Source organism: Vibrio tritonius (genome assembly GCF_001547935.1).
GTDB lineage: Bacteria > Pseudomonadota > Gammaproteobacteria > Enterobacterales > Vibrionaceae > Vibrio > Vibrio tritonius.
Genome location: NZ_AP014635.1, coordinates 3,231,605 through 3,251,696, shown reverse-complemented (window position 1 = coordinate 3,251,696; position 20,092 = coordinate 3,231,605). Strand labels below are relative to the sequence as shown.

The 20,092-nt window shown below is 45.2% G+C and carries 18 protein-coding genes; 7 read left to right on the top strand and 11 right to left on the bottom strand.

Annotation, left to right across the window (positions count from 1 at the left end; translation table 11 throughout):
• Positions 1 to 8: 8 nt before the first annotated feature.
• The 4 genes from cysQ to JCM16456_RS14455 all read right to left on the bottom strand — a co-directional run bounded on the left by cysQ (position 9) and on the right by JCM16456_RS14455 (position 3,040).
• Positions 9 to 836 carry a 3'(2'),5'-bisphosphate nucleotidase CysQ gene (cysQ, locus tag JCM16456_RS14470; RefSeq protein WP_068715548.1) on the bottom strand — a complete coding sequence of 276 codons (828 nt, stop codon included), beginning with the start codon at positions 834 to 836 and terminating at the stop codon, positions 9 to 11.
• A 4-nt stretch (positions 837 to 840) separates the two neighbouring features.
• Positions 841 to 1,422, bottom strand: coding sequence for an ADP compounds hydrolase NudE (gene nudE / locus JCM16456_RS14465; RefSeq protein ID WP_068715546.1), 582 nt, complete (start codon positions 1,420 to 1,422; stop codon positions 841 to 843).
• A 120-nt stretch (positions 1,423 to 1,542) separates the two neighbouring features.
• Entirely contained in the window at positions 1,543 to 2,130 is a 588-nt protein-coding gene (nfuA, locus tag JCM16456_RS14460; protein ID WP_068715544.1) for a Fe-S biogenesis protein NfuA, read from the bottom strand.
• 94 nt (positions 2,131 to 2,224) lie between these two features.
• A complete protein-coding gene (locus tag JCM16456_RS14455) occupies positions 2,225 to 3,040 on the bottom strand; it encodes a phosphoribosyltransferase family protein (protein WP_331710504.1) in 816 nt (271 codons plus the stop codon).
• On the opposite strand from JCM16456_RS14455, the gene bioH reads away from it, so the two are divergent.
• Together bioH and JCM16456_RS14445 are read left to right on the top strand one after the other, a co-directional pair.
• Positions 3,017 to 3,790, top strand: a complete 774-nt coding sequence (bioH, locus tag JCM16456_RS14450) for a pimeloyl-ACP methyl ester esterase BioH (RefSeq protein ID WP_068715540.1) — start codon at positions 3,017 to 3,019, stop codon at positions 3,788 to 3,790. The two genes, JCM16456_RS14455 and bioH, sit on opposite strands and share 24 nt — an antisense overlap.
• Positions 3,791 to 3,914: 124 nt before the next feature.
• Positions 3,915 to 4,385 (top strand): ATP-dependent Lon protease, encoded by a 471-nt coding sequence (locus tag JCM16456_RS14445; RefSeq protein ID WP_068715539.1) that lies wholly within the window; start codon positions 3,915 to 3,917, stop codon positions 4,383 to 4,385.
• Between the two features lie 112 nt (positions 4,386 to 4,497).
• Here JCM16456_RS14445 and JCM16456_RS14440 read toward each other — a convergent pair whose 3' ends face one another.
• On the bottom strand, positions 4,498 to 6,819 hold the full coding sequence (locus JCM16456_RS14440; RefSeq protein WP_068715536.1) for a Tex family protein: 2,322 nt from the start codon (positions 6,817 to 6,819) through the stop codon (positions 4,498 to 4,500).
• Positions 6,820 to 7,124: 305 nt separating this feature from the next.
• Here JCM16456_RS14440 and JCM16456_RS14435 point away from each other — a divergent pair, with 305 nt between their 5' ends.
• From JCM16456_RS14435 to envZ, 4 genes are all read left to right on the top strand, one after another.
• A complete protein-coding gene (locus tag JCM16456_RS14435) occupies positions 7,125 to 8,207 on the top strand; it encodes a GGDEF domain-containing protein (RefSeq protein ID WP_068715534.1) in 1,083 nt (360 codons plus the stop codon).
• An 80-nt stretch (positions 8,208 to 8,287) separates the two neighbouring features.
• On the top strand, positions 8,288 to 8,770 hold the full coding sequence (gene greB, locus JCM16456_RS14430) for a transcription elongation factor GreB (RefSeq protein ID WP_068715532.1): 483 nt from the start codon (positions 8,288 to 8,290) through the stop codon (positions 8,768 to 8,770).
• A gap of 143 nt (positions 8,771 to 8,913) precedes the next feature.
• The gene (ompR, locus tag JCM16456_RS14425; RefSeq protein WP_068715530.1) at positions 8,914 to 9,633 is read left to right on the top strand and encodes an osmolarity response regulator transcription factor OmpR; all 720 of its coding nucleotides are present in this window, start codon (positions 8,914 to 8,916) and stop codon (positions 9,631 to 9,633) included.
• A gap of 72 nt (positions 9,634 to 9,705) precedes the next feature.
• Positions 9,706 to 11,031: a two-component system sensor histidine kinase EnvZ gene (envZ, locus tag JCM16456_RS14420; RefSeq protein ID WP_068715528.1), complete on the top strand. Its 1,326-nt coding sequence runs from the start codon at positions 9,706 to 9,708 to the stop codon at positions 11,029 to 11,031.
• Between the two features lie 33 nt (positions 11,032 to 11,064).
• Here envZ and JCM16456_RS14415 read toward each other — a convergent pair whose 3' ends face one another.
• The 6 genes from JCM16456_RS14415 to gmk form a co-directional block, all read right to left on the bottom strand.
• On the bottom strand, positions 11,065 to 12,444 hold the full coding sequence (locus tag JCM16456_RS14415; protein WP_068715526.1) for a uracil-xanthine permease family protein: 1,380 nt from the start codon (positions 12,442 to 12,444) through the stop codon (positions 11,065 to 11,067).
• 368 nt (positions 12,445 to 12,812) lie between these two features.
• Complete coding sequence (gene recG / locus JCM16456_RS14410) at positions 12,813 to 14,891, bottom strand: ATP-dependent DNA helicase RecG (RefSeq protein WP_068715524.1); 2,079 nt, start codon at positions 14,889 to 14,891, stop codon at positions 12,813 to 12,815.
• Between the two features lie 163 nt (positions 14,892 to 15,054).
• Complete coding sequence (gene trmH, locus JCM16456_RS14405) at positions 15,055 to 15,741, bottom strand: tRNA (guanosine(18)-2'-O)-methyltransferase TrmH (protein ID WP_068715522.1); 687 nt, start codon at positions 15,739 to 15,741, stop codon at positions 15,055 to 15,057.
• A 63-nt stretch (positions 15,742 to 15,804) separates the two neighbouring features.
• On the bottom strand, positions 15,805 to 17,931 hold the full coding sequence (gene spoT, locus JCM16456_RS14400) for a bifunctional GTP diphosphokinase/guanosine-3',5'-bis pyrophosphate 3'-pyrophosphohydrolase (protein ID WP_068715519.1): 2,127 nt from the start codon (positions 17,929 to 17,931) through the stop codon (positions 15,805 to 15,807).
• Positions 17,932 to 17,969: 38 nt separating this feature from the next.
• Positions 17,970 to 18,242, bottom strand: a complete 273-nt coding sequence (rpoZ, locus tag JCM16456_RS14395) for a DNA-directed RNA polymerase subunit omega (protein WP_068715517.1) — start codon at positions 18,240 to 18,242, stop codon at positions 17,970 to 17,972.
• A 114-nt stretch (positions 18,243 to 18,356) separates the two neighbouring features.
• Positions 18,357 to 18,980, bottom strand: coding sequence for a guanylate kinase (gmk, locus tag JCM16456_RS14390; RefSeq protein ID WP_068715515.1), 624 nt, complete (start codon positions 18,978 to 18,980; stop codon positions 18,357 to 18,359).
• A gap of 389 nt (positions 18,981 to 19,369) precedes the next feature.
• Here gmk and JCM16456_RS14385 point away from each other — a divergent pair, with 389 nt between their 5' ends.
• Positions 19,370 to 20,044: a 7-cyano-7-deazaguanine/7-aminomethyl-7-deazaguanine transporter gene (locus JCM16456_RS14385; protein ID WP_068715513.1), complete on the top strand. Its 675-nt coding sequence runs from the start codon at positions 19,370 to 19,372 to the stop codon at positions 20,042 to 20,044.
• Positions 20,045 to 20,092 lie beyond the last annotated feature (48 nt).

Below are 20,092 nucleotides of genomic sequence, written 5' to 3'. Positions count from 1 at the left end.
AGATGAGTTCACTCAGAAACCTGCAAAATATCACTCCATGGCAAGTTGGGGTCGCCTAACACGATGAAGTTTGGGTTTTCAAGCGTATCTCGTTCATTGTAAGAGAGCGGATTTAACTGAGTGTTTAGAATGTTGCCTCCCGCTTCTTGCACAATGCATTGTGTCGCCGCTGTATCCCATTCGCCAGTTGGTCCGAGACGCAAATAGCAATCAACGGCACCTTCGGCAACTAAGCAAGCTTTGAGTGCAGCAGAGCCAAGTGGTACCAACTCATAATTCCATGCGTCACTAAGCTGGCTGGTAATGCGGTTAATATCTTGGCGACGGCTAATAGCGATAGCAATAGATGGATGGGGTAATTCGTGTTTGTGAGTGTTGATACGAATGCTGTCGTTCATATCTGGAATTTTCCACGCCCCTTTACCCGAATAGGCGTAGTAAGTGACGCCCGATACTGGACCGTATACTACTCCCATCACAGGATGGTTATGTTCGACCAACGCGATGATGGTTGCAAAGTCTCCACTGCGAGCGATGAACTCTTGTGTCCCATCTAAAGGATCGACTAACCAGTAGCGTTCCCATTTCTCACGAGTCTCAAGATCAATGTTGGCGGCCTCTTCCGACAATACGGGGATATCAGGTGTTAACTCTTTCAAACGTTCGGTAACGAGTTTGTGCGCAGCAAAGTCGGCGCTGGTTACTGGTGTGTGGTCGGCTTTGGTATATGCTTCGTATGACTTGTTCTCATAGATATCAAGAATAAGTTGCCCAGCGGCGCGAGCAATCGAAATAACGTCAGGGATGAGATGAGATAAATCTTTTGCTGTTGGCATATGTTTATTCCTTTGACATTGAATCGTGAGACTCACCGACCAGTTTTAAATGACGTAGCGTAAGCATCAAAGCTGAAATGCTGCGGGCTTCACTAAAATCAAGGTGCGAGAGAAGCTCTTCTGCTTGCGCTAATGGCCAGCGTACTATCTCGAGTGGTTCTGGTTCGTCTCCTTCCAGTTGTTCAGGATAGAGATCTTGAGCGATGAATAATGTCATACGACTTGAGAAGTAAGATGGCGCCAAAATCACTTCTTTAAGCGGTGTTAGACGATCAGCACCAAAACCGATTTCTTCTTTCAGTTCGCGATTGGCCGCTTCCAATGGTGTTTCACCGGAGTCGATTAGTCCTTTAGGAAAACCTAGTTCGTAATTTTCAGTACCAGCAGCGTATTCACGTACCAGTAGAATATCGCCCCGAGCCGTAATCGGAACCATCATGACTGCATTTCGTCCTGAAGGAGCCATTCGCTCATAATTACGTTCAACACCATTAGAAAAACGCAAATCCAGCGACTCGATAGAAAATAAACGTGATTTGGCGACAGTTTGTTTGGCCAAGATCTCGGGTACTGGTTTTGGTGGCATGCTTCGGCTCCTAATATCGTTTGTTTTACTATATGAGAAAACAAGGACATTTGAAAATTTTGTTGCAGGCGTAAAACAAAAAAGCTGATGCAAGGCATCAGCTTTTTTTCAAATCATTCATTAGTAGAATGAGTGATCACCACGATCATGTTCGGTGGAATCTTTCACCGCGGTCAGCTCTCCTGCAAATTCGGCAAGAAGCTGCTTTTCGATGCCATCTTTTAGGGTTACATCCACCATTGAACAACCGTTACAGCCGCCACCAAAGGTAATAAGGGCAACGCCATCTTCGGTAATATCAACCAATTGAATATGACCACCGTGGCTAGCTAATTGAGGGTTTACTTGAGTTTGAATAACATACTCAAGACGCTCAATCAGTGGTGCGTCATCTGCCACTTTGCGCATTTTTGCGTTAGGGGCTTTGAGGGTTAGCTGCGAACCCATTTTATCCGTTACGAAATCAATAACGGCATCTTCCAAGAAAGGAAGGCTAAGCTCGTCAACATATGCTGAGAAACCTGTAAATGGTACTTCGGTATCGGTCGCTTCTACTGCTTCTGGTGGGCAGTAAGAAACACCACATTCTGCGTTTTGGGTTCCTGGGTTAACCACGAATACGCGGATGTTAGTACCTTCAGGCTGCTGCCCAAGCAATTTTGCAAAGTGCGATTGGGCGGATTCTGTAATAGTAATTGAATTTGACACGACAAATACCTGAGTAATTTTGTAGGCTATTAAGGCTCATTTTACTCCTGTCTACCATAGGATCCAGTCCTTTTTAAGTAAGGCTTGTTTACGATCAAGAATCGGACGGTTCAGGAGTACGACATAAGCAGTAAATATCCACTCTTTGTACGCCAACATCAAGTAATAAGCGACACAATTGTTTTACTGTACTTCCTGTTGTCACTACGTCATCAATAATTGCAATATGATCAACAGGATAAGGTAGTGATGTTAAATTAAATACACCCTGTAAGTTGGTGAGTCTTTGACGACGAGATAGCCCTTGCTGATGCGGTGTGGCACGAATGCGATGAAATAGGCTAGGCCAGTATTCGCACCCTATTTTTTGACTCAGTTGCTGCGCAAGTAGATCGCTTTGGTTGAACCCGCGCCACAGGTAACGACGCCAATGTAGAGGTACCGCCGCAATCACAGGAGCTGGCTCTACAATGTGTTCGGCAAGCAACTGCACCAGTGGCGGGGCTAACCAAAACGCGCGTTGATATTTGAATTGATGGGTAAGCTGGCTCAAAGGATAGTGATAATCACCAATACAAGTTAAAGAGTGCCAAATTGGCGGCTTTTTTAGACAACGGCCGCACATGTCCACTGGCTTTGTCGTTATCAGCCCACAGGTCTTGCAGCGCGGCATGAGGGGAAATTGTGCCAAACAAGCATGACAAAAATAGTGTTGATCGGTTGGTGCTAACGCTAAGCGGCACAAATGGCATAATGCAGGAGTGAGTGAGCGGATGGTTTTTTGTCGCCAATTCGATACCATAGCAATGACCAGTGCAAGACAATGGGTTTGATTATGCTTTTCTTGTTGGCTGGCTAAGGTGGAAAAAAGTAGGAGAGTTTGTGAATGAGCACTGAGTTGTACTGGCAAGTGTCAGGTACCGGACAGGATGTGGTTTTGCTGCATGGGTGGGGGATGAATGGTGCTGTATGGCAACAAACTGCAGACCTATTAAGCCGCTATGTACGTGTGCATATAGTTGATTTACCAGGGTATGGTTTAAGTTCCAATGCGCCAGCTTTTGATTTAGAAAGTATTGCTCAAGCCGTTTTGCAGCAAGCGCCAAAGAATGCCGTATGGGTCGGTTGGTCACTAGGGGGCTTAGTCGCTTCTCATATTGCTATTCACTATCCAGAATATGTAAGCCAGTTAATCACGGTGGCTTCATCTCCTAAATTTTCTGCCGAGCGTCCGTGGCGAGGTATTCAGCCTAAAGTGTTGGATAACTTTACCGAGCAGCTTGTCCAAGATTTTCATGGTACGGTCGATCGCTTTATGGCTTTGCAAGCCATGGGTAGCCCTTCTGCACGCCAAGATGTGAAGCTCTTGAAAAAATCAGTGCTGACACGACCAGAGCCTAACCAAGATGCGTTGTTGGCTGGCTTAAAAATTCTGGCTGATGTTGACGTGCGTGAGCCGTTAAAAAGCGTAAAACAGCCTTTTTTGCGTATGTATGGCCGCTTAGATGGGTTAGTGCCAATTAAAGTCGCAGATGAGCTAGATATTCTTTATCCACATAGTCATAAAGCGGTGTTTGCGAATTCTTCACATGCTCCGTTTATGACAGAGCTAGAGCCATTCTGCGATCGGTTGATCGATTTTGTTTACCAATATAATTAACATTAAGAAAGCCTAAATTATTTCATGCTAATTTCTCAATCTTTTTAATAAACGGTCGATATATAACTAACTCAACGGGAGACCTTTCTCCCGAGAGTAGGGCGATGCTGTGGAGGTATCCGCTATGATTGTGTCACCGACGAATGTCAATGTGCCACTTATCGCCCCATCAGTGAATGTGCAGACGGAACAGGCGGCTAGAGATAATCGGGTCAGAGAGCCCGTAATGCCAACTGAAGAGTTAGTTAAAGCCAACGCTGAACGTAAGATTAAAGAGGATGAGAAACGTAGACGCCGCCCATCTTGGGATCCTTCGGAGCATCCAGATTATGAAACGCATGAAGAGTCTGAGACTCAGGCGTCTCATCACGATGAACCACAAGGTGAACTGGATAGGTTGTTTGAGTTACTGGCACTTTCTTCTTACAGTGAAAGTCAGGGTAAAGGCTATGCTATGCGTTTTCGTTTGCCAAGACGTATCATTGATGCGGTGATTACTGAAGGCAAAATGGCTCGAAGGCGGACCGTAATTAAATTCCATTATGGTCATGCTGTGGCACCGAATACGCCATCAGAAGTGATTGCTGTCTTGTAGTGAAAAGAAGTTTCTGCCACGTTTTTTTCTAAGACTAGCAAATAAAACCCCACGTTGATGCGTGGGGCTTTTTTTATCCAACATATGAGTGAGTTAATCTGTACTTCAGCGGTTAACGCTTTGCCTTGGCAAAGGCTGCTGCGAAAGCACCGCTCATGGCTCCATTGTCATTGCGGCTGTCTTGGCGTTTGTTGTTACGTTGCCCAGCAGGCTTTGATGACGCAGAGCGAGTTTGGCTTGATGCTCGGTTATCTTGACCTGGTTCATCGGTCAGGCGCATGGAAAGGCCAATGCGTTTACGCTGCACATCCACTTCCATTACTTTTACTTTGACGATATCGCCTGCTTTGACCACTTCACGAGGATCAGAGATGAAGCGATCGGTCAGCGCAGAAATATGTACTAGACCATCTTGATGAACACCAATATCCACAAACGCACCAAAGTTTGCTACGTTCGATACCACACCTTCCAAGATCATCCCTACTTCGAGATCTTTCATCTCAGTAACGCCATCAGCAAAGGTAGCGGTTTTGAACTCTGGGCGTGGGTCGCGTCCTGGTTTGTCCAACTCTTTGATGATGTCTGTGATGGTCGGAACACCAAAGTGGTCATCGGTATAATCAACAGCGCGTAATTGGCGCAGAAAATCACTGTTACCAATCAGAGATTGCACCGCTTTTTGGTTTTTCTCTGCAATGTTTTTTACAACAGGGTAGGCTTCTGGGTGAACCGCTGAGGCATCAAGCGGGTTTTTCCCGTCCATGATACGTAGAAAGCCTGCACACTGTTCAAAGGCTTTTGGCCCCAAGCGTACCACTTTTTTCAATTCAGCACGAGATTGGAAGCGGCCATTTTCATCGCGATAATCGACAATGTTTTGGGCCAGCGTCGTGGAAAGTCCCGCAACGCGGGTTAATAGCGCAGGAGAGGCGGTATTTAAGTCAACGCCTACAGCGTTTACACAGTCTTCTACCACCGCATCAAGGCGTTTAGAGAGTAAAGACTGACTTACATCGTGTTGATATTGGCCCACACCAATCGATTTAGGATCGATTTTCACTAGCTCCGCTAGAGGGTCTTGCAGACGACGAGCAATGGATACTGCACCACGCAGTGATACATCCATCTCTGGGAACTCTTTTGCTGCCAATTCTGATGCTGAGTAAACTGAAGCGCCCGCTTCACTTACGGTGACTTTTTGAATTTTTAAACCAGCACGCTTGATAAGGTCAGCGGCAAAGGCATCAGTTTCGCGAGAGGCCGTACCGTTACCAATGGCAATTAAATCCACATCGAATTGCTTGATTAACTTAGCCACAGATTGCATCGCTTGGTCATATTTCTTGTGCGGTGCGTGAGGGTAAATCGTATCGGTTGCTAGTACTTTACCCGTGGCATCAACCACTGCGACCTTACAACCAGTACGTAGTCCAGGGTCAAGACCAAGAGTGGCTTTAGGACCGGCAGGTGCTGCCATTAAAAGATCTTTTAAATTGGTAGCAAATACATCAATGGCTTCAATCTCAGCACGTTCTTTCATCGCGCTCATCAGTTCGGTTTCCATGTGCATAGACACTTTTATGCGCCATGCCCAACTGATCACTTGTTTACGCCAGTTATCAGCTGGAGCGTTGTTCAAATGAATGTTGTAGTGCTGAGCAATCAAGGTTTCACAATACGATTCACGAACAGATTCTTCCTGACCCGGATCGGCATTCATCGTGAGAGTTAAGAAGCCTTCGTTACGACCACGTAGCATCGCTAAAGCACGGTGAGAAGGTACTTTGGCAATTTGTTCACGTTGATCAAAGTAATCTTTGAATTTTTCGCCTTCTTGTTCTTTACCCGCAATCACTTTAGAAACCAGTTCTGCGTTGCGAGTTAAATACTGACGTAGCGTTTCAAGCAGGTTTGCATCTTCTGCAATCCGTTCCATGATGATAGCGCGTGCCCCATCGAGAGCGGCTTTGGTATCTTGAATATTGTGTTCAGTATTTAGGTAGTTAGATGCTTCTTGTTCTGGATCGGTTTGTGGGTTATTCCACAATGTATCAGCTAAAGGCTCCAAACCTGCTTCGATAGCAATTTGTCCCTTAGTACGACGTTTGGGCTTATAAGGCAAATAGAGATCTTCTAAACGAGTTTTACTGTCGGTTTCTAGAATCTCTTTTTCCAACTCAGGGGTTAACTTACCTTGCTCTGAAATGGATTTTAGAATGGTTTGGCGACGATCATCGAGTTCTCTTAGATAGGAAAGACGGCTGTCCAAAGTACGCAATTGCGTGTCGTCTAGGCCACCCGTTACCTCTTTACGGTAACGAGCGATAAAAGGAACCGTGTTGCCGTCATCAATCAGTTGTACAGCAGCAGTAACTTGCTCAGGACGAACTTGGAGTTCGTGAGCAATTAATTTACAGATAGCTTGGCTCATCCGTGTAACTCTTTGATAAGGAATTCAAGTTGTATGTATGGGGCTTTTTAGTCTGTTTTTCTAGGGGAAGGAAGGGATTGGGCTGGAATTTGTGTTGAATAACGCAGATTTGTCACCTCTTGCAAAGCTTTTACACTCCGTTTGATTGAGTTTGTCTCAACAATGAAGAACGATGCTGTATTTGTGAGACATAAAAGCGAAAGTGAGTGTTATTTCAGCAACTTCAGAGTCATTCACTTTAAAGATCAGTATAATGCGCCGCCTACAACGTTACATTGTTCTTTTTTTAACCAAAGATGCTCTTTATGGAAAATCTGGATTTGCCGCTCAAAACATATTCTCCACTTTCTCCAGTGTTGTTTCGCCGATTATTGGTGTTTGCGGTATTCTGTTTTGCGGCTATTTGGATGGTGGACGAAGCTAGCGGAATCATTGTTAATTTTGATGCTTGGGCGTATCCGATTTGCATGGTGTTATTTGGTGTCATTTATCTATTAACTTTTAGCCAATGGTTTCAGCCTCAATCTCTGTACTTCATGGCTTATGTCGTTGTTTCTAGTTACCTGATTAGTACCAGTATTTGGCATCATCTTGGCGTCAATGGGCTGTTTTCTAACGCCGCGCAATGGCTTGGTCTTAACTATGTTATTGCTTACCTATTCTTGGAAGTAAAGAAAGCGGTTCCTACCACCATTGTGGTTTTTGTCTTGACCATTGTCGGGCACTTTATCGCTTTGCGTTCCCATTATTCTTTAGAGGACACCATGGGAGTTGTGATGAATATCGGTATAGCTCATCTCGCCTATGTTGTGCTGTTGGGAACGGCGTTGAAATTGAGAGTGGATAACGATAGCCACCAAGCTCGTGCAGTTGCTCTTGAATATTATATTCAGGTTGATCCTCTCACTAATTTATTGAATAGAAGGGGTATAGAACGTGCGATGCGCGATGTGCATGAGGGAAAATACGCAGAGTCGAACCGCTACGCTATTTTGATACTCGATATCGATCATTTTAAACACATTAATGACCAATATGGACACTCAGTCGGCGATCAAGTGCTGGTGGACTTTGCCCAAACTCTCAAATCACTTTCCGCTGAGCATGATGTTGTGGGACGTTGGGGCGGTGAAGAGTTTTTGGTGATTACCCTCGATGCTCGGCCAATACAGGTGATGCAATTTGCTGAACGTTTAAGACGAGCTATCAGTTGTTTGACCTTCCATGAAGGATGCCAAATTACGACCAGTATTGGTATTTGTTACAGTGAAGAGGGTAGCTCTTTCGTTCAACGGCTCGATATTGCCGACAATAATCTCTACTGCGCCAAACATGGTGGCCGCAATCAAGTGGTGTGTAGTCCGTATTTCGAAGAGAGTTATGCCTGACCTAAGTACTGGAAAAATACGCTTAAAAGCGATAACGTCTCACTATATTTACCATTTACCGTGAGTAGTGAGACATATCAGTGAAAACCAAACTGATCACCCGCGAGGGCTACAACAAACTCAAAGAAGAACACGATTACCTGTGGCATGAGCAGCGCCCTGAAGTCACAAAAATAGTGACTTGGGCAGCAAGTTTAGGTGATCGCTCCGAAAATGCAGATTACCAATATAACAAACGTTTATTGCGTCAAATCGATCGCCGAGTGCGCTTTTTGCGTAAATTTCTCCCTGAAGTCCAAGTGGTTGACTATTCCCCACAACAAGAAGGAAAAGTATTTTTTGGTGCTTGGGTCGAAATTGAAAACGAAGAAGGTGAAACTAAGCGTTTTCGTATTGTTGGACCAGAAGAGATTTACGGTGAAGTGAAAAACTATATCTCTATTGATTCACCGATGGCACGCGCGTTACTCAAACGCGAAGTGGATGATGAAGTAGAAGTGAACACCCCTGCAGGCACGAAACTTTGGTTTATCAATAAGATTGAGTATCCAAAACCGGAATAAAGTTGCCTGACCAATCCAAGGAAAGTGAAGTCAGTAGCAAAGGAAACAATCGTTAACAATTGTTTTGTACTAACTCTCGATCACAGTGTTACATTTGTGGTCCTAGTATAACAGGGTAAAGTCGATAGTCGGTGAGGGCTTTCATGCAAGAAAATCATAAAATTCTGGTTGTTGATGATGACGCTCGCTTAAGAGCTTTGTTGGAGCGTTATCTCTCCGAACAAGGTTTTCAGGTGCGTAGTGTGGCAAATGGTGAGCAGATGGATCGTTTGTTGACTCGTGAGACGTTTCATCTCATGGTGTTGGATCTCATGTTGCCTGGTGAAGATGGTTTGTCTATCTGCCGTCGTCTGCGTAATGCTAACAGCACTTTGCCTATTCTCATGTTGACCGCGAAAGGGGATGAGATAGATCGCATTGTTGGTTTGGAGGTTGGTGCTGACGATTACCTACCAAAGCCATTTAACCCTCGCGAATTGTTAGCTCGTATAAAGGCAGTGTTGCGTCGTCAAGTTTTAGAGGCACCAGGCGCACCTAGCGCAGAAGAATCAGTGGTTGAATTTGGTGAGTTTCGTCTTAACCTTGGAACCCGAGAAATGTTTCGCGGTGATGAAGCGATGCCATTAACTTCTGGCGAATTTGCAGTATTAAAAGCGCTAGTGCTCAATGCGCGTGAGCCGTTATCTCGCGATAAATTAATGAACATGGCTCGTGGTCGTGAATATTCAGCGATGGAACGTTCTATTGATGTGCAAATATCACGTCTGCGTAGAATGCTCGAAGTTGATCCGAGCAAGCCACGCTATATTCAAACGGTTTGGGGGTTAGGCTATGTCTTTGTCCCAGATGGTAAGCTAAGCTAATAAATAAAGGTGCTTTAGGGCACCTTTTTCTTCTCTACTCTCTTTTTAAGATACGACCTACATAGGTGTCTTATGCGTTTTCGTGTCCGTAGTTCTTTTACCCAATCCATTTTACTGTTTTTTACTCTGCTCATTGCCAGCCAAGTCTATTCCTACTATGCCGTCTTTAATTATGCACTGATGCCTAGTTTGCAGCAGTTCAATAAAATTCTCGGACATGAAATCAACTTGATGCTCGACGTATCGGTGAAGAACAATCACCTAGCCCTTGATGCTCCGCAGCGTCAGCGCGTTTTAGATCAACTCGGTGTAACCGTTCATAGTGAAAATAGCCCTGAAGCAAAAGAGTATCGTCATGGCGTAAGTATTGATTTAATGAGTAAAGAAATGACGGAAGATCTTGGCTCACCTACCGATGTGCGTATGGCTCTTGGCAAAAAGAGTTATGTGCTGTGGGTTAAGATTGAAAATCTGCCGGGACAATTGATTCGCATCCCTCTTTCTGAGTTACAAGAAGATGATTTTGCGCCGTTATTTCGTAATAGTTTGATCATGGCATTTTTGATTGTGCTTGGTGGGTGGTTATTTATCCGTTTGCAGAATCGACCATTGATTGCGTTAGAGAAAGCCGCAAAAGCGGTTGGGAAAGGCGAATACCCTGAACCACTACCGGAAAAAGGGGCATTGGAGATTCGTTCTGTAACCCAAGCATTTAACCAAATGGCGAAAGGTATTCAGGCGTTAGAGGAAGATCGAGCGCTGTTGATGGCGGGCATTAGCCACGACCTGCGTACTCCGTTAACTCGTATTCGTCTGGCAACAGAGATGATGTCGCCGGAAGATTCGTATTTAGCTGAAGGCATAATCTCTGATACAGAAGAATGCAATGAAATCATCAGCCAGTTCATGGATTATCTTAAACCGGTGAATACCGACGCTTTTGTTGCGGTAGACATGAATGTCATTGCTGAAGAAGTGGTCATGGCGGAGAATAATGGAGATGGTAAAGCTTTCGACTGCGTTTTGAATCAAGATATTATTGCCGCTAAAGGTAACCCCATTGCGATCAAGCGGGCGCTGACTAATTTGGTGGTTAATGCGTGCCGTTATGGTAATGGTTGGGTCAAGGTATCTTCAGGCATGAGTGCCGATCGCCGCATGGTTTGGATGAGTGTTGAGGATGATGGTCCCGGTATTCCACCAGATCAGGTGGACAAGCTTTTTGAACCGTTCACACGAGGAGACCAAGCTCGGGGCAGTGAAGGTACTGGGCTGGGTTTGGCGATTGTGCGACGTATTGTCAGCCAACATCATGGCATTGTGGCGGTGAATAATCGTAGCGAAGGCGGTTTACGTGTGCAAATTAGCTTCCCGGTAGTATCAAAAAAGGGGCTATAAAGCCCCTTTAACCGACATTGCTCTGTGCGAGTCTTATGCTTTTTGCTCTTCATCATCTTCCATATGAAGAGGAAGAATGAGGTTCAATACGATGGCTGTAATACCGCCAGCAGCAATCCCTGTTGAGAAGATGTTTTTAATGAACTCTGGCATAAATTGTAGAATTTCTGGTTTTTGTGCCACGCCTAAGCCCATCGAGAAAGAGAGTGCCATGATGAGAATGGCGCGGCGGTCAAGCTCAACACGAGAGATAATACGCACACCCGCAGCGGCAATCGTACCAAACATCACGATGGTTGCTCCACCAAGTACAGGCTCTGGTATCATCTGCACAAAGCTTGCCACGCCAGGGAATAATCCGAGTAAAACAAGCATCCCAGCAATAAAGTAACCTACGTAACGGCTTGCTACGCCAGTTAGCATAATAATGCCGTTATTTTGGCTGAAGGTTGAGTTTGGAAAGCTGTTAAAGAATGCTGCTAAAGCTGAGTTAACACCGTCCGCTAACACACCACCTTTCAGACGTTTCATATAGATAGGGCCTTTTACCGGTTCGCCTGATACTTCAGACGTTGCGGTAATGTCACCAATCGCTTCAAGTGCTGTAATTAAGAAAATCAGCACGAGCGGAATAAACAACGACCAATCAAACTGCAGACCAAATTGCATTGGAATTGGTACAGCAAGCCAAGATTCGGTGTTTGGAAGATCTGTACTAACCATCCCTAAGAAGTAAGCCAATACATAACCTGCTAGCATTGCAATAACGATTGAAGAGACGCGAACATAAGGGTTACGTGAACGGTTTAAAATCACAATTAACGCCAACACGGTACCTGCCAAAGCTAGGTTATCTAGGCTACCAAATGTGTGATTACTCATTGCTGAATAACCGCCCCCCATAGACACCAGACCAACTTGAATTAGAGTCAGACCAATCAGCGTTACCACGATACCAGAGACCAGTGGGGTGATAATGCGTTGTGCGAATTCCAATACGCGTGAAAGTAGAATCTCAGCAAGAGAGGCAACCAAAATAGTACCGAAAATCGATGCCATCATGGTTGGAATATCAGCACCACCAGCTTTTAGAGATAAGCCAGCACCAATAATTGGACCTAAGAAGTTAAAGCTAGTGCCTTGGATGGAAAGTAAGCCAGAACCAATCGGACCTATCGTTCGAATCTGAATAAACGAAGATACACCTGATGCAAACAGCGACATGCTGATGATGGTGTTGGTTTGATCCGCAGGAACTCCTAATGTTTGGCAAATGATCAGCGATGGAGTAATAACAGCGACAAACATCGCCAATAAGTGCTGAATAGCCGCAAATATAGTTTGCGGTAGTGGTGGGCGGTCATTGAGTTGGTATACCAAATCAGATTTACGCGCGGTGCTCTTGGTTGTCATAATGAGTTCCTAGTTTTCAATATCTGGCTTTTTCGACGCTGAATGGGTTGAAAAAGTGGAGCAGCTCTTTATCTGTGATTGCTGTTATTCAGATTCTGCTCAGGATCGAGTGTTTGAGGTGGTGATCTTTTTGATCAAATCCTCAAAATCAGGCGGGCGATTATAGAGTGTTCAGAGTGAAAAGCAAACGTTTGCGAGTGTGAAAACAGAAATTTCTTGACCAAGTAGACAAGTGTTTATGATGCGAAAAATGCCAACTGTGGAGATGTGGCAGATCACCCTAAGAAAAAGTATTTTAAATTTATTGAGTTAGAACTATTTTGAGCGGAAGTTCTGGTGCCTAACACCAGAACGACATCTGGTGTGTATTAAGCGTTCGAGTACTGTTCTCGATTGTTCATCCAGCGATCAATAATCGCCTGAGCATTGTCCGGGAAGTTACTGAAAATATAGTGTGATATACGCTGAACTTCAGGAACTAGACGTTGATCGCGTACTAAGTCAGCGATTTTGAAATCGGCTAAGCCAGTTTGTTTGGTTCCGAGTAGTTCTCCAGGGCCTCGAATTTCCAAATCACGTTGAGCGATGACGAAACCATCATTACTCTCTCTTAGTACGCCAAGGCGTTTTTGGGCGGTTTTAGAAAGAGGTGCGTGATAGAGCAATACACAATGGCTAGCGACCGACCCTCGACCTACACGTCCTCGTAGCTGGTGGAGTTGTGCTAAGCCAAGGCGCTCTGGGTTTTCGATGATCATTAAACTGGCATTGGGGACATCAACCCCAACCTCGATAACAGTGGTTGCTACAAGTAAATGCAGTTCATTGGCTTTAAAGGCTCGCATGACTTCCTGCTTTTCAGCCGCTTTCATTCGACCATGAACCAAACCAATTTTGACATCAGGCAGTGTTGTTTGGAGCTCTTGAGCAATTTCTGCCGCGGCTTGCGCTTCAAGCACTTCCGATTCATCAATCAAGGTACACACCCAATAGGCTTGTTTTCCCTCGGTAAGGCAGGCATGACGCACGCGGTCAATAATATCTTGTCGTTTGGTGTCTGGAATCGCAACTGTTTGAATCGGGGTTCGTCCCGGCGGCAGTTCGTCGATAATTGAGGTTTCTAAATCCGCATAAGCCGTCATTGCCAATGTGCGAGGAATAGGGGTTGCCGTCATGATCAACTGATGAGGAACTGCGCCTTGTTTGATGCCTTTTTCACGCAATTCTAGGCGTTGATGAACCCCAAAACGGTGCTGTTCGTCGATGATGACTAAAGCAAGGTTGTGAAAATTGACGTGCTCTTGAAAGAGTGCGTGAGTACCTACTACCATTTGCGCTTCACCACTAGCAATGCGCGCTAGTTCTTGCTCTTTTGCTTTACCTTTGAGTTTGCCCGCTAGCCAGCCGACTTGAATGCCTAAAGATTCAAACCAATTTGCAAAGTTAAGTGCGTGCTGCTCGGCAAGCAATTCAGTGGGCGCCATTAAGGCAACTTGATGTCCGTGAGCAATGGCCCTTACTGCAGCTAACGCTGCAACTAAGGTTTTGCCTGAACCTACGTCACCCTGCACTAAGCGCATCATTGGGTGTGGTTTAGCGAGATCTTGTTCAATTTCTCCTACAACACGTGCCTGAGCGTTAGTTGGAGAAAAAGGCAATTGAGCTAAAAGTTGTTGTTTCAGCTCGTTTGCTGGAGGCAGTGCCACTGCATTTTCTTGTTGTCCTTTACTGCGTACCGTGAGCATCGAAAGGTTTTGCGCCAGCAGTTCTTCCATAATGAGTCGAATTTGCGCTGGATGGCGCCCGTCATCAAACAAGGATAAATCAATATCGGCTGGCGGCCGATGAATGATATGCAGCGCTTGTCCCATGGTCATTTGATGATCGTATAGACCTGAAGGTAGCAGTTCTTGAACTGCTGCTTTATCTAGCAGTTCAAGTGCTTGATCGGTTAAATTACGCAATGTGATTTGACGCAAGCCGTCAGTGGTTGGGTAGACTGGCGTTAAATTAGGCTCGATATCAGGCTTTTGCGCTGGAGCGTAAAATTGGTAGTCCGGATGGATGATCTCTAATCCGCCATTGCCAGGTTTGATTTCGCCATAGGCATGAACCAATTTCCCTTCGGTAAAATTGTTTTTCATCCCCGCTGTAAAATTGAAAAAGCGTAACGTTAGCGAACCGTTACCATCACTGATACGAACGGTTAACATTTTACGTCGGCCAAATATGGTATCGACAGACATCACTTTGCCTTGCACAGCGGCCCAAATTCCAGGATGAAGCTTGACGATAGGGTATATTCTGGTGCGATCTTCATAACGTAGTGGTAGGTGAAACAGCAAATCTTGCACCGTCACTAAGCCGATTTTCTCTAGCTTTTCGGCTACTTTGGCACCTACTCCAGATAGTGATGTCAATGGCACAGCGGAAAGCAATTGGGACATAAATCAGCTCTTCGTTAATCAGATAGATAGCAATTATTCAAACACCGGGCTGTGTTTTTGTACAGGAAAAATTTTGGGAAGTTGGAGGTGATTGGCTATCACCCCAACTTTTTTGCAACTTTAGATCATTGGACCTTAAAGATGAAAGGCAGAAGCGGAGGAGTTACTTGCTTTGCATCGCTTTCCACCACTTATCATCAGCAACGATCTCGCCTTGCTCATCAAGGTGTGGAAAAGGAAGCCCTTTGCGTTTCGCCACTTTGGCCAACACTGGGTGACCACGTTCAAACAAAATACGTTCGATAGTTTCTGGTGGCAATAAACTGGTATCTCGTTCATACATGCCAGCCGCTTGGCGTTGACGTTGTGCTTCGTAAAGGATCAAAGCACTTGCCACCGATACATTGAGAGATTGAACCATGCCTACCATTGGAATCACAATATCTTGATCAGCAAGATCAAGCGCTTGCTTGGAGATACCCGTTTTTTCACTACCTAAAATGATGGCGGTTGGTTTTGTGTAGTCAATTTCACGAAAATCGACCGCAGTATCCGACAGGTTGGTAATCAGCACCTGCATGCCTTCACTTTTCAGTGTGGCTACGGCATCTTCAATTGAATCATGGGTTTCAACTTCAACCCAGTTTCGGGCACCTGCAGAAGTATGTGATAGTGTGCGCATCTGGTCATCTGGCCACACGGCATGAATTTTATGCAGTCCGGTTGCGTCGGCAGTGCGAATCACGGCAGAAACATTATTTGGTTTGTGGACCTGTTCGAGACAAAGAGTGAGATCAGGTTGGCGTGCTTTTAGCACTTCTTGAATACGGGCGTAGCGTTCAGCATTCATTCAACAGCGTTCCAATAAATATCATCCAGTCCCATACGAGATGGGACTGAATAGGAGACGGGGTTAGTATTTTCTACGTCTGACTTTCAATGCATCGTGCATAGAGCGGATTTTACGCATAATACCAGCGAGGTGAACACGGTCCTTCGTTGTCAACAGTACGGTGACTGTATAAAGGCGACCATCACGTTCTTCTGTTGACAGGCCTTGAATGTTTGAACCTGTTTGCGAAATTACGTTAGTCAGTTCAGCGAGTGCACCTTGTCGATTCAAAATATCAACGCGAAGCTCTGCAATGAATTCTTGGTCGTAATCCTTCGACCATTCTACCGCCATGTATTTATCAGGTTCTTTCTGATAACCACGGACGTTAGGGCAAGTCTCACGATGGACTACTAAGCCTCGGCCTGGAGAGACGTGAGCAATAATAGAATCATCTGGGATTGGGTGACAGCAGTTAGCAAACGTCAACAAGATACCTTCTGCTCCACGGATTGGCATCTTACGTTTGTTATTGCTGGTTTGCGGTTCTTTCTCAACGGATGCGAAATCTTCCACATCACCAAGCAAGCGACGAGCAATCACGATGCTCATCAATTCTCCGAGACCAATCGCGGCGAGCATGTCATCAACCGAAGCGACTTTCAGATCACTAATAACCTGTTTGACGATCTCTTCGTTAATGTCATTAAGAGTACAGTCGCCCAATGCATGATTGAGTAGACGACGGCCTAACATCACCGAATCTTCACGACGCATGGTTTTGAGAACTTGACGAATCTTCGTTCGAGCGCGTGAGGTCACCACGTAGTTTAGCCAAGCAGCATTTGGTCTTGCACCAGGAGCACTGATGATTTCAACAGTTTGACCGTTTTTGAGTGGCTTACTAAGTGGATAAGGCATGCGGTCAACACGAGCACCTACACAGGAGTTACCAATGTCAGTATGCACCGCATAAGCGAAATCGACAGCCGTTGCCCCGACCGGCATCTCAACGATTCGACCTTTAGGGGTGAAGACGAAAATTTCATCTGGGAACAGATCAGATTTTACGTTTTCAATAAATTCAAACGAGTTGCCTGCGCTTTGTTGTAATTCAAGCAGGCTTTGCATCCAGCGCTGAGCTTTAATTTGTGCGGTAGTACCGACACGCTCACCGTTAGATTTATAAGACCAGTGTGCCGCAACCCCTTTGTCCGCCATTTGATCCATATCTTCAGTACGAATTTGTACTTCGACAGGCACACCATGAGGACCCACCATGGATGTATGCAAAGATTGATAGCCGTTCGCTTTGGGAACCGCAATGTAATCTTTGACTCGGCCAGGGCGTGGTTTGTACAGGCTGTGTACTTGACCTAAGGCGCGGTAACAGGTGTCAGCATCATCCACAATGACTCGGAACGCGTAAATATCCATAATGGTATGGAAACGCTGTTCTTTGGTTTTCATCTTGTTGTAGATGGAGTAGAGGTTTTTTTCGCGACCAACCACACGAGCATGAAGCCCAGCATCTTGCAGGCGACCTTCGATTTCGTTGTGGATGCGCTGAATCATCTCTTTACGGTTACCACGCGCGGCTTTCACCACTTCTTTTAAAACGCGATAACGGTTGGGATAGAGTGCTTCAAAGCCTAACTCTTCGAGTTCTGTTTTGATATTGTGGATGCCCAAGCGATGGGCTAGAGGAGCGTAGATCTCGAGGGTTTCTCGGGCAATGCGACGGCGCTTGTCCGGACGTAAAGAGCCGAGTGTCCGCATATTATGGGTACGGTCTGATAATTTAATCAGAATCACTCGGATGTCTTGCACCATGGCAAGCACCATCTTACGAAAGTTTTCGGCCTGAGCTTCTTTTCGATCGCGAAACTTCAGCTTATCCAACTTTGACACGCCATCGACCAGTTCGGCAACAGCATGACCAAATTGTTTTTCTAACTCTTCCTTGGTGACGGCAGTATCTTCAATCACGTCGTGCAACAACGCAGCTTGGAGCGTTTCCAAATCTAAACGCATTTCAGCCAGAATGCGTGCTACCGCAACGGGATGGATAATATAAGGTTCGCCACTTGAGCGGGTTTGCCCTTCATGGGCATCTCTTGCTACCACATAAGAGCGACGCAGAGCCTCTAGTTGAGGCTCTGTCAGATACTCTTGGGCAACATCCTTGAGGCTATCGAATAGATACAAATTTTCAGGCCCGAGTGTTAATTAATGCCAGTGCAGAATTAACGATTGTGAACGATGCTGCTTACCGCTGCCAATTCTGCTGCTTCTTGCTCTTGCTGCTCTTGGCGCTCACGTGCATCTAGCACTTCTTTAGTGATAAGGCCGTCTTCGATTTCGCGTAGAGCGATAACGGTTGGCTTATCGTTCTCTTCCGGCACTAGTGCATCTTTACCGCCAGTTTGCATTTGACGAGCGCGGCGAGCCGCAATCAGAACTAAGTCGAAACGGTTGCCAACTTTTTCAACAGCGTCTTGAACAGTTACGCGTGCCATGGGAACTCCAAATAGTTAACTAAAATATTAAATGACGAGAAAGTATACAGCCTTACGTGCAGATATACTAGCAACAGGCTGTGTCTATTTCTTATTGGTGAACGAGGAAAAGACTCAGTTCGCCAAAAGAGCAGAGAGCATACTGCTATATTTAGCAGCTTGCTTATCTTGCTTCAATCTTTCTGCACGAATAATGGCTTTAAAATCCATAATAGCAACGTCAAAGTCATCATTCACAATCACGTAATCATACTCACCAAAGTGAGATATTTCGGATTGAGCTTCGTTCATGCGTTTTGCAATCACGGCTTCGCTATCTTGACCACGTGCGGTTAAGCGACGTTCCAACTCTTCGCGAGAAGGTGGCAGAATAAATAGGCTTTTGGCGAGAGGCATTTGCTCGCGAATTTGACGTGCACCTTGCCAATCGATATCCAAAAATACATCAATGCCTTTATTCAAGGTCTCTTCAATCCAGACGCGAGAAGTACCATAGTAATTACCAAAAACTTCAGCGTATTCTAGGAATTCACCTTTACCAATCAGTTCTTCAAAGTGCTCTTTTTGCACAAAATGGTAGTGAATACCATCTTGTTCACCCGGTCTCATGCCGCGAGTAGTATGAGATACCGATACTTTCATCGCATAAGTCGGATTACGCTCCAGCAGAGCTGAAATTAAACTGGATTTACCAGCGCCACTCGGTGCTGAAACGATATAAAGAGTGCCTTTTCCCATCTGTTTGGTTCCACGTCTGGTTAGGATTGTGTGCAGAATGGTTAGTTTCTACACCCTAAAGATAGCACTGACCCTGCAGATTCACTGCAGATAATGAAAACAGAGTCAGAAAAATGGAGGCGAAGATTATCACGATCCTAAGGATCTTCTCAAGTGAAAGCGCACTCAAACCATGGGGGATTATGCTCCGACTTGGTTAGGAAAACCGTGTGACAATAAAAAATAATTTGTGAGGAAACGTTTGCTGTTGTTAACGGATATTGAAGCGAAGATAGAGCTGCGTATAATCACGGCCTGCTATTGAGTTCTTAATACTCAACTTTGGCTAACCAAATTGAATTTAATTTTGGGTTCCCTCGCCCCCAAATCAAACTAAAAAGGTCACATTGATGAATTCTTTTACCCCCGCGCAGCAGCGCAAAGCGTTAACTTACCTTGTTGGTTTTCACCTTCTGATTATTGCCTCTAGTAACTACTTGGTGCAGATACCATTTACGGTATTCTCTTTCCATACCACTTGGGGGGCGTTTACTTTCCCATTTATCTTTCTTGCCACCGATTTAACGGTTCGTATCTTTGGGGCAAGCATGGCTCGTAAGATTATCTTCTTGGTGATGTTACCTGCGCTTGGCGTGTCTTATTTTCTATCGGTGGTTTTCTTTCAGGGGAGCTATCAAGGGTTAGATACATTAGGTGAGTTTAATCTGTTTGTTGCGCGTATCGCAGCCGCCAGCTTTATGGCTTATTTACTGGGGCAGGTGATGGATGTACAAGTGTTCAACCGCCTGCGTCAAATGAAGCAGTGGTGGGTTGCTCCTACCGCATCGACCTTATTCGGTAATGCGCTTGATACCGTCGCTTTTTTTGGTGTGGCATTTTATCAAAGCCCAGATCCTTTTATGGCGCAACACTGGACGGAAATTGCGACTGTCGATTACAGCTTTAAACTGATCATCAGTTTAGGATTGTTTGTTCCGCTTTATGGTGTATTACTGAACTACTTGATTCGTAAGTTAACGACGATAAATCCTAATTTTAAAGCGACTTACGCTAATGCCGATTAAGGCTTTCGTTTAACGCTTTGTTTCATGATGAATCACCATCAAAAGTAA

Coding starts and splice junctions, on each gene's coding strand:
- cysQ (WP_068715548.1), bottom strand. CDS start 836: ATGCCAACAGCAAAAGATTTATCTCATCTCATCCCTGACGTTATTTCG.
- nudE (WP_068715546.1), bottom strand. CDS start 1,422: ATGCCACCAAAACCAGTACCCGAGATCTTGGCCAAACAAACTGTCGCC.
- bioH (WP_068715540.1), top strand. CDS start 3,017: ATGAGCACTGAGTTGTACTGGCAAGTGTCAGGTACCGGACAGGATGTG.
- JCM16456_RS14445 (WP_068715539.1), top strand. CDS start 3,915: ATGATTGTGTCACCGACGAATGTCAATGTGCCACTTATCGCCCCATCA.
- JCM16456_RS14440 (WP_068715536.1), bottom strand. CDS start 6,819: ATGAGCCAAGCTATCTGTAAATTAATTGCTCACGAACTCCAAGTTCGT.
- JCM16456_RS14435 (WP_068715534.1), top strand. CDS start 7,125: ATGGAAAATCTGGATTTGCCGCTCAAAACATATTCTCCACTTTCTCCA.
- ompR (WP_068715530.1), top strand. CDS start 8,914: ATGCAAGAAAATCATAAAATTCTGGTTGTTGATGATGACGCTCGCTTA.
- envZ (WP_068715528.1), top strand. CDS start 9,706: ATGCGTTTTCGTGTCCGTAGTTCTTTTACCCAATCCATTTTACTGTTT.
- JCM16456_RS14415 (WP_068715526.1), bottom strand. CDS start 12,444: ATGACAACCAAGAGCACCGCGCGTAAATCTGATTTGGTATACCAACTC.
- recG (WP_068715524.1), bottom strand. CDS start 14,891: ATGTCCCAATTGCTTTCCGCTGTGCCATTGACATCACTATCTGGAGTA.
- trmH (WP_068715522.1), bottom strand. CDS start 15,741: ATGAATGCTGAACGCTACGCCCGTATTCAAGAAGTGCTAAAAGCACGC.
- rpoZ (WP_068715517.1), bottom strand. CDS start 18,242: ATGGCACGCGTAACTGTTCAAGACGCTGTTGAAAAAGTTGGCAACCGT.
- gmk (WP_068715515.1), bottom strand. CDS start 18,980: ATGGGAAAAGGCACTCTTTATATCGTTTCAGCACCGAGTGGCGCTGGT.
- JCM16456_RS14385 (WP_068715513.1), top strand. CDS start 19,370: ATGAATTCTTTTACCCCCGCGCAGCAGCGCAAAGCGTTAACTTACCTT.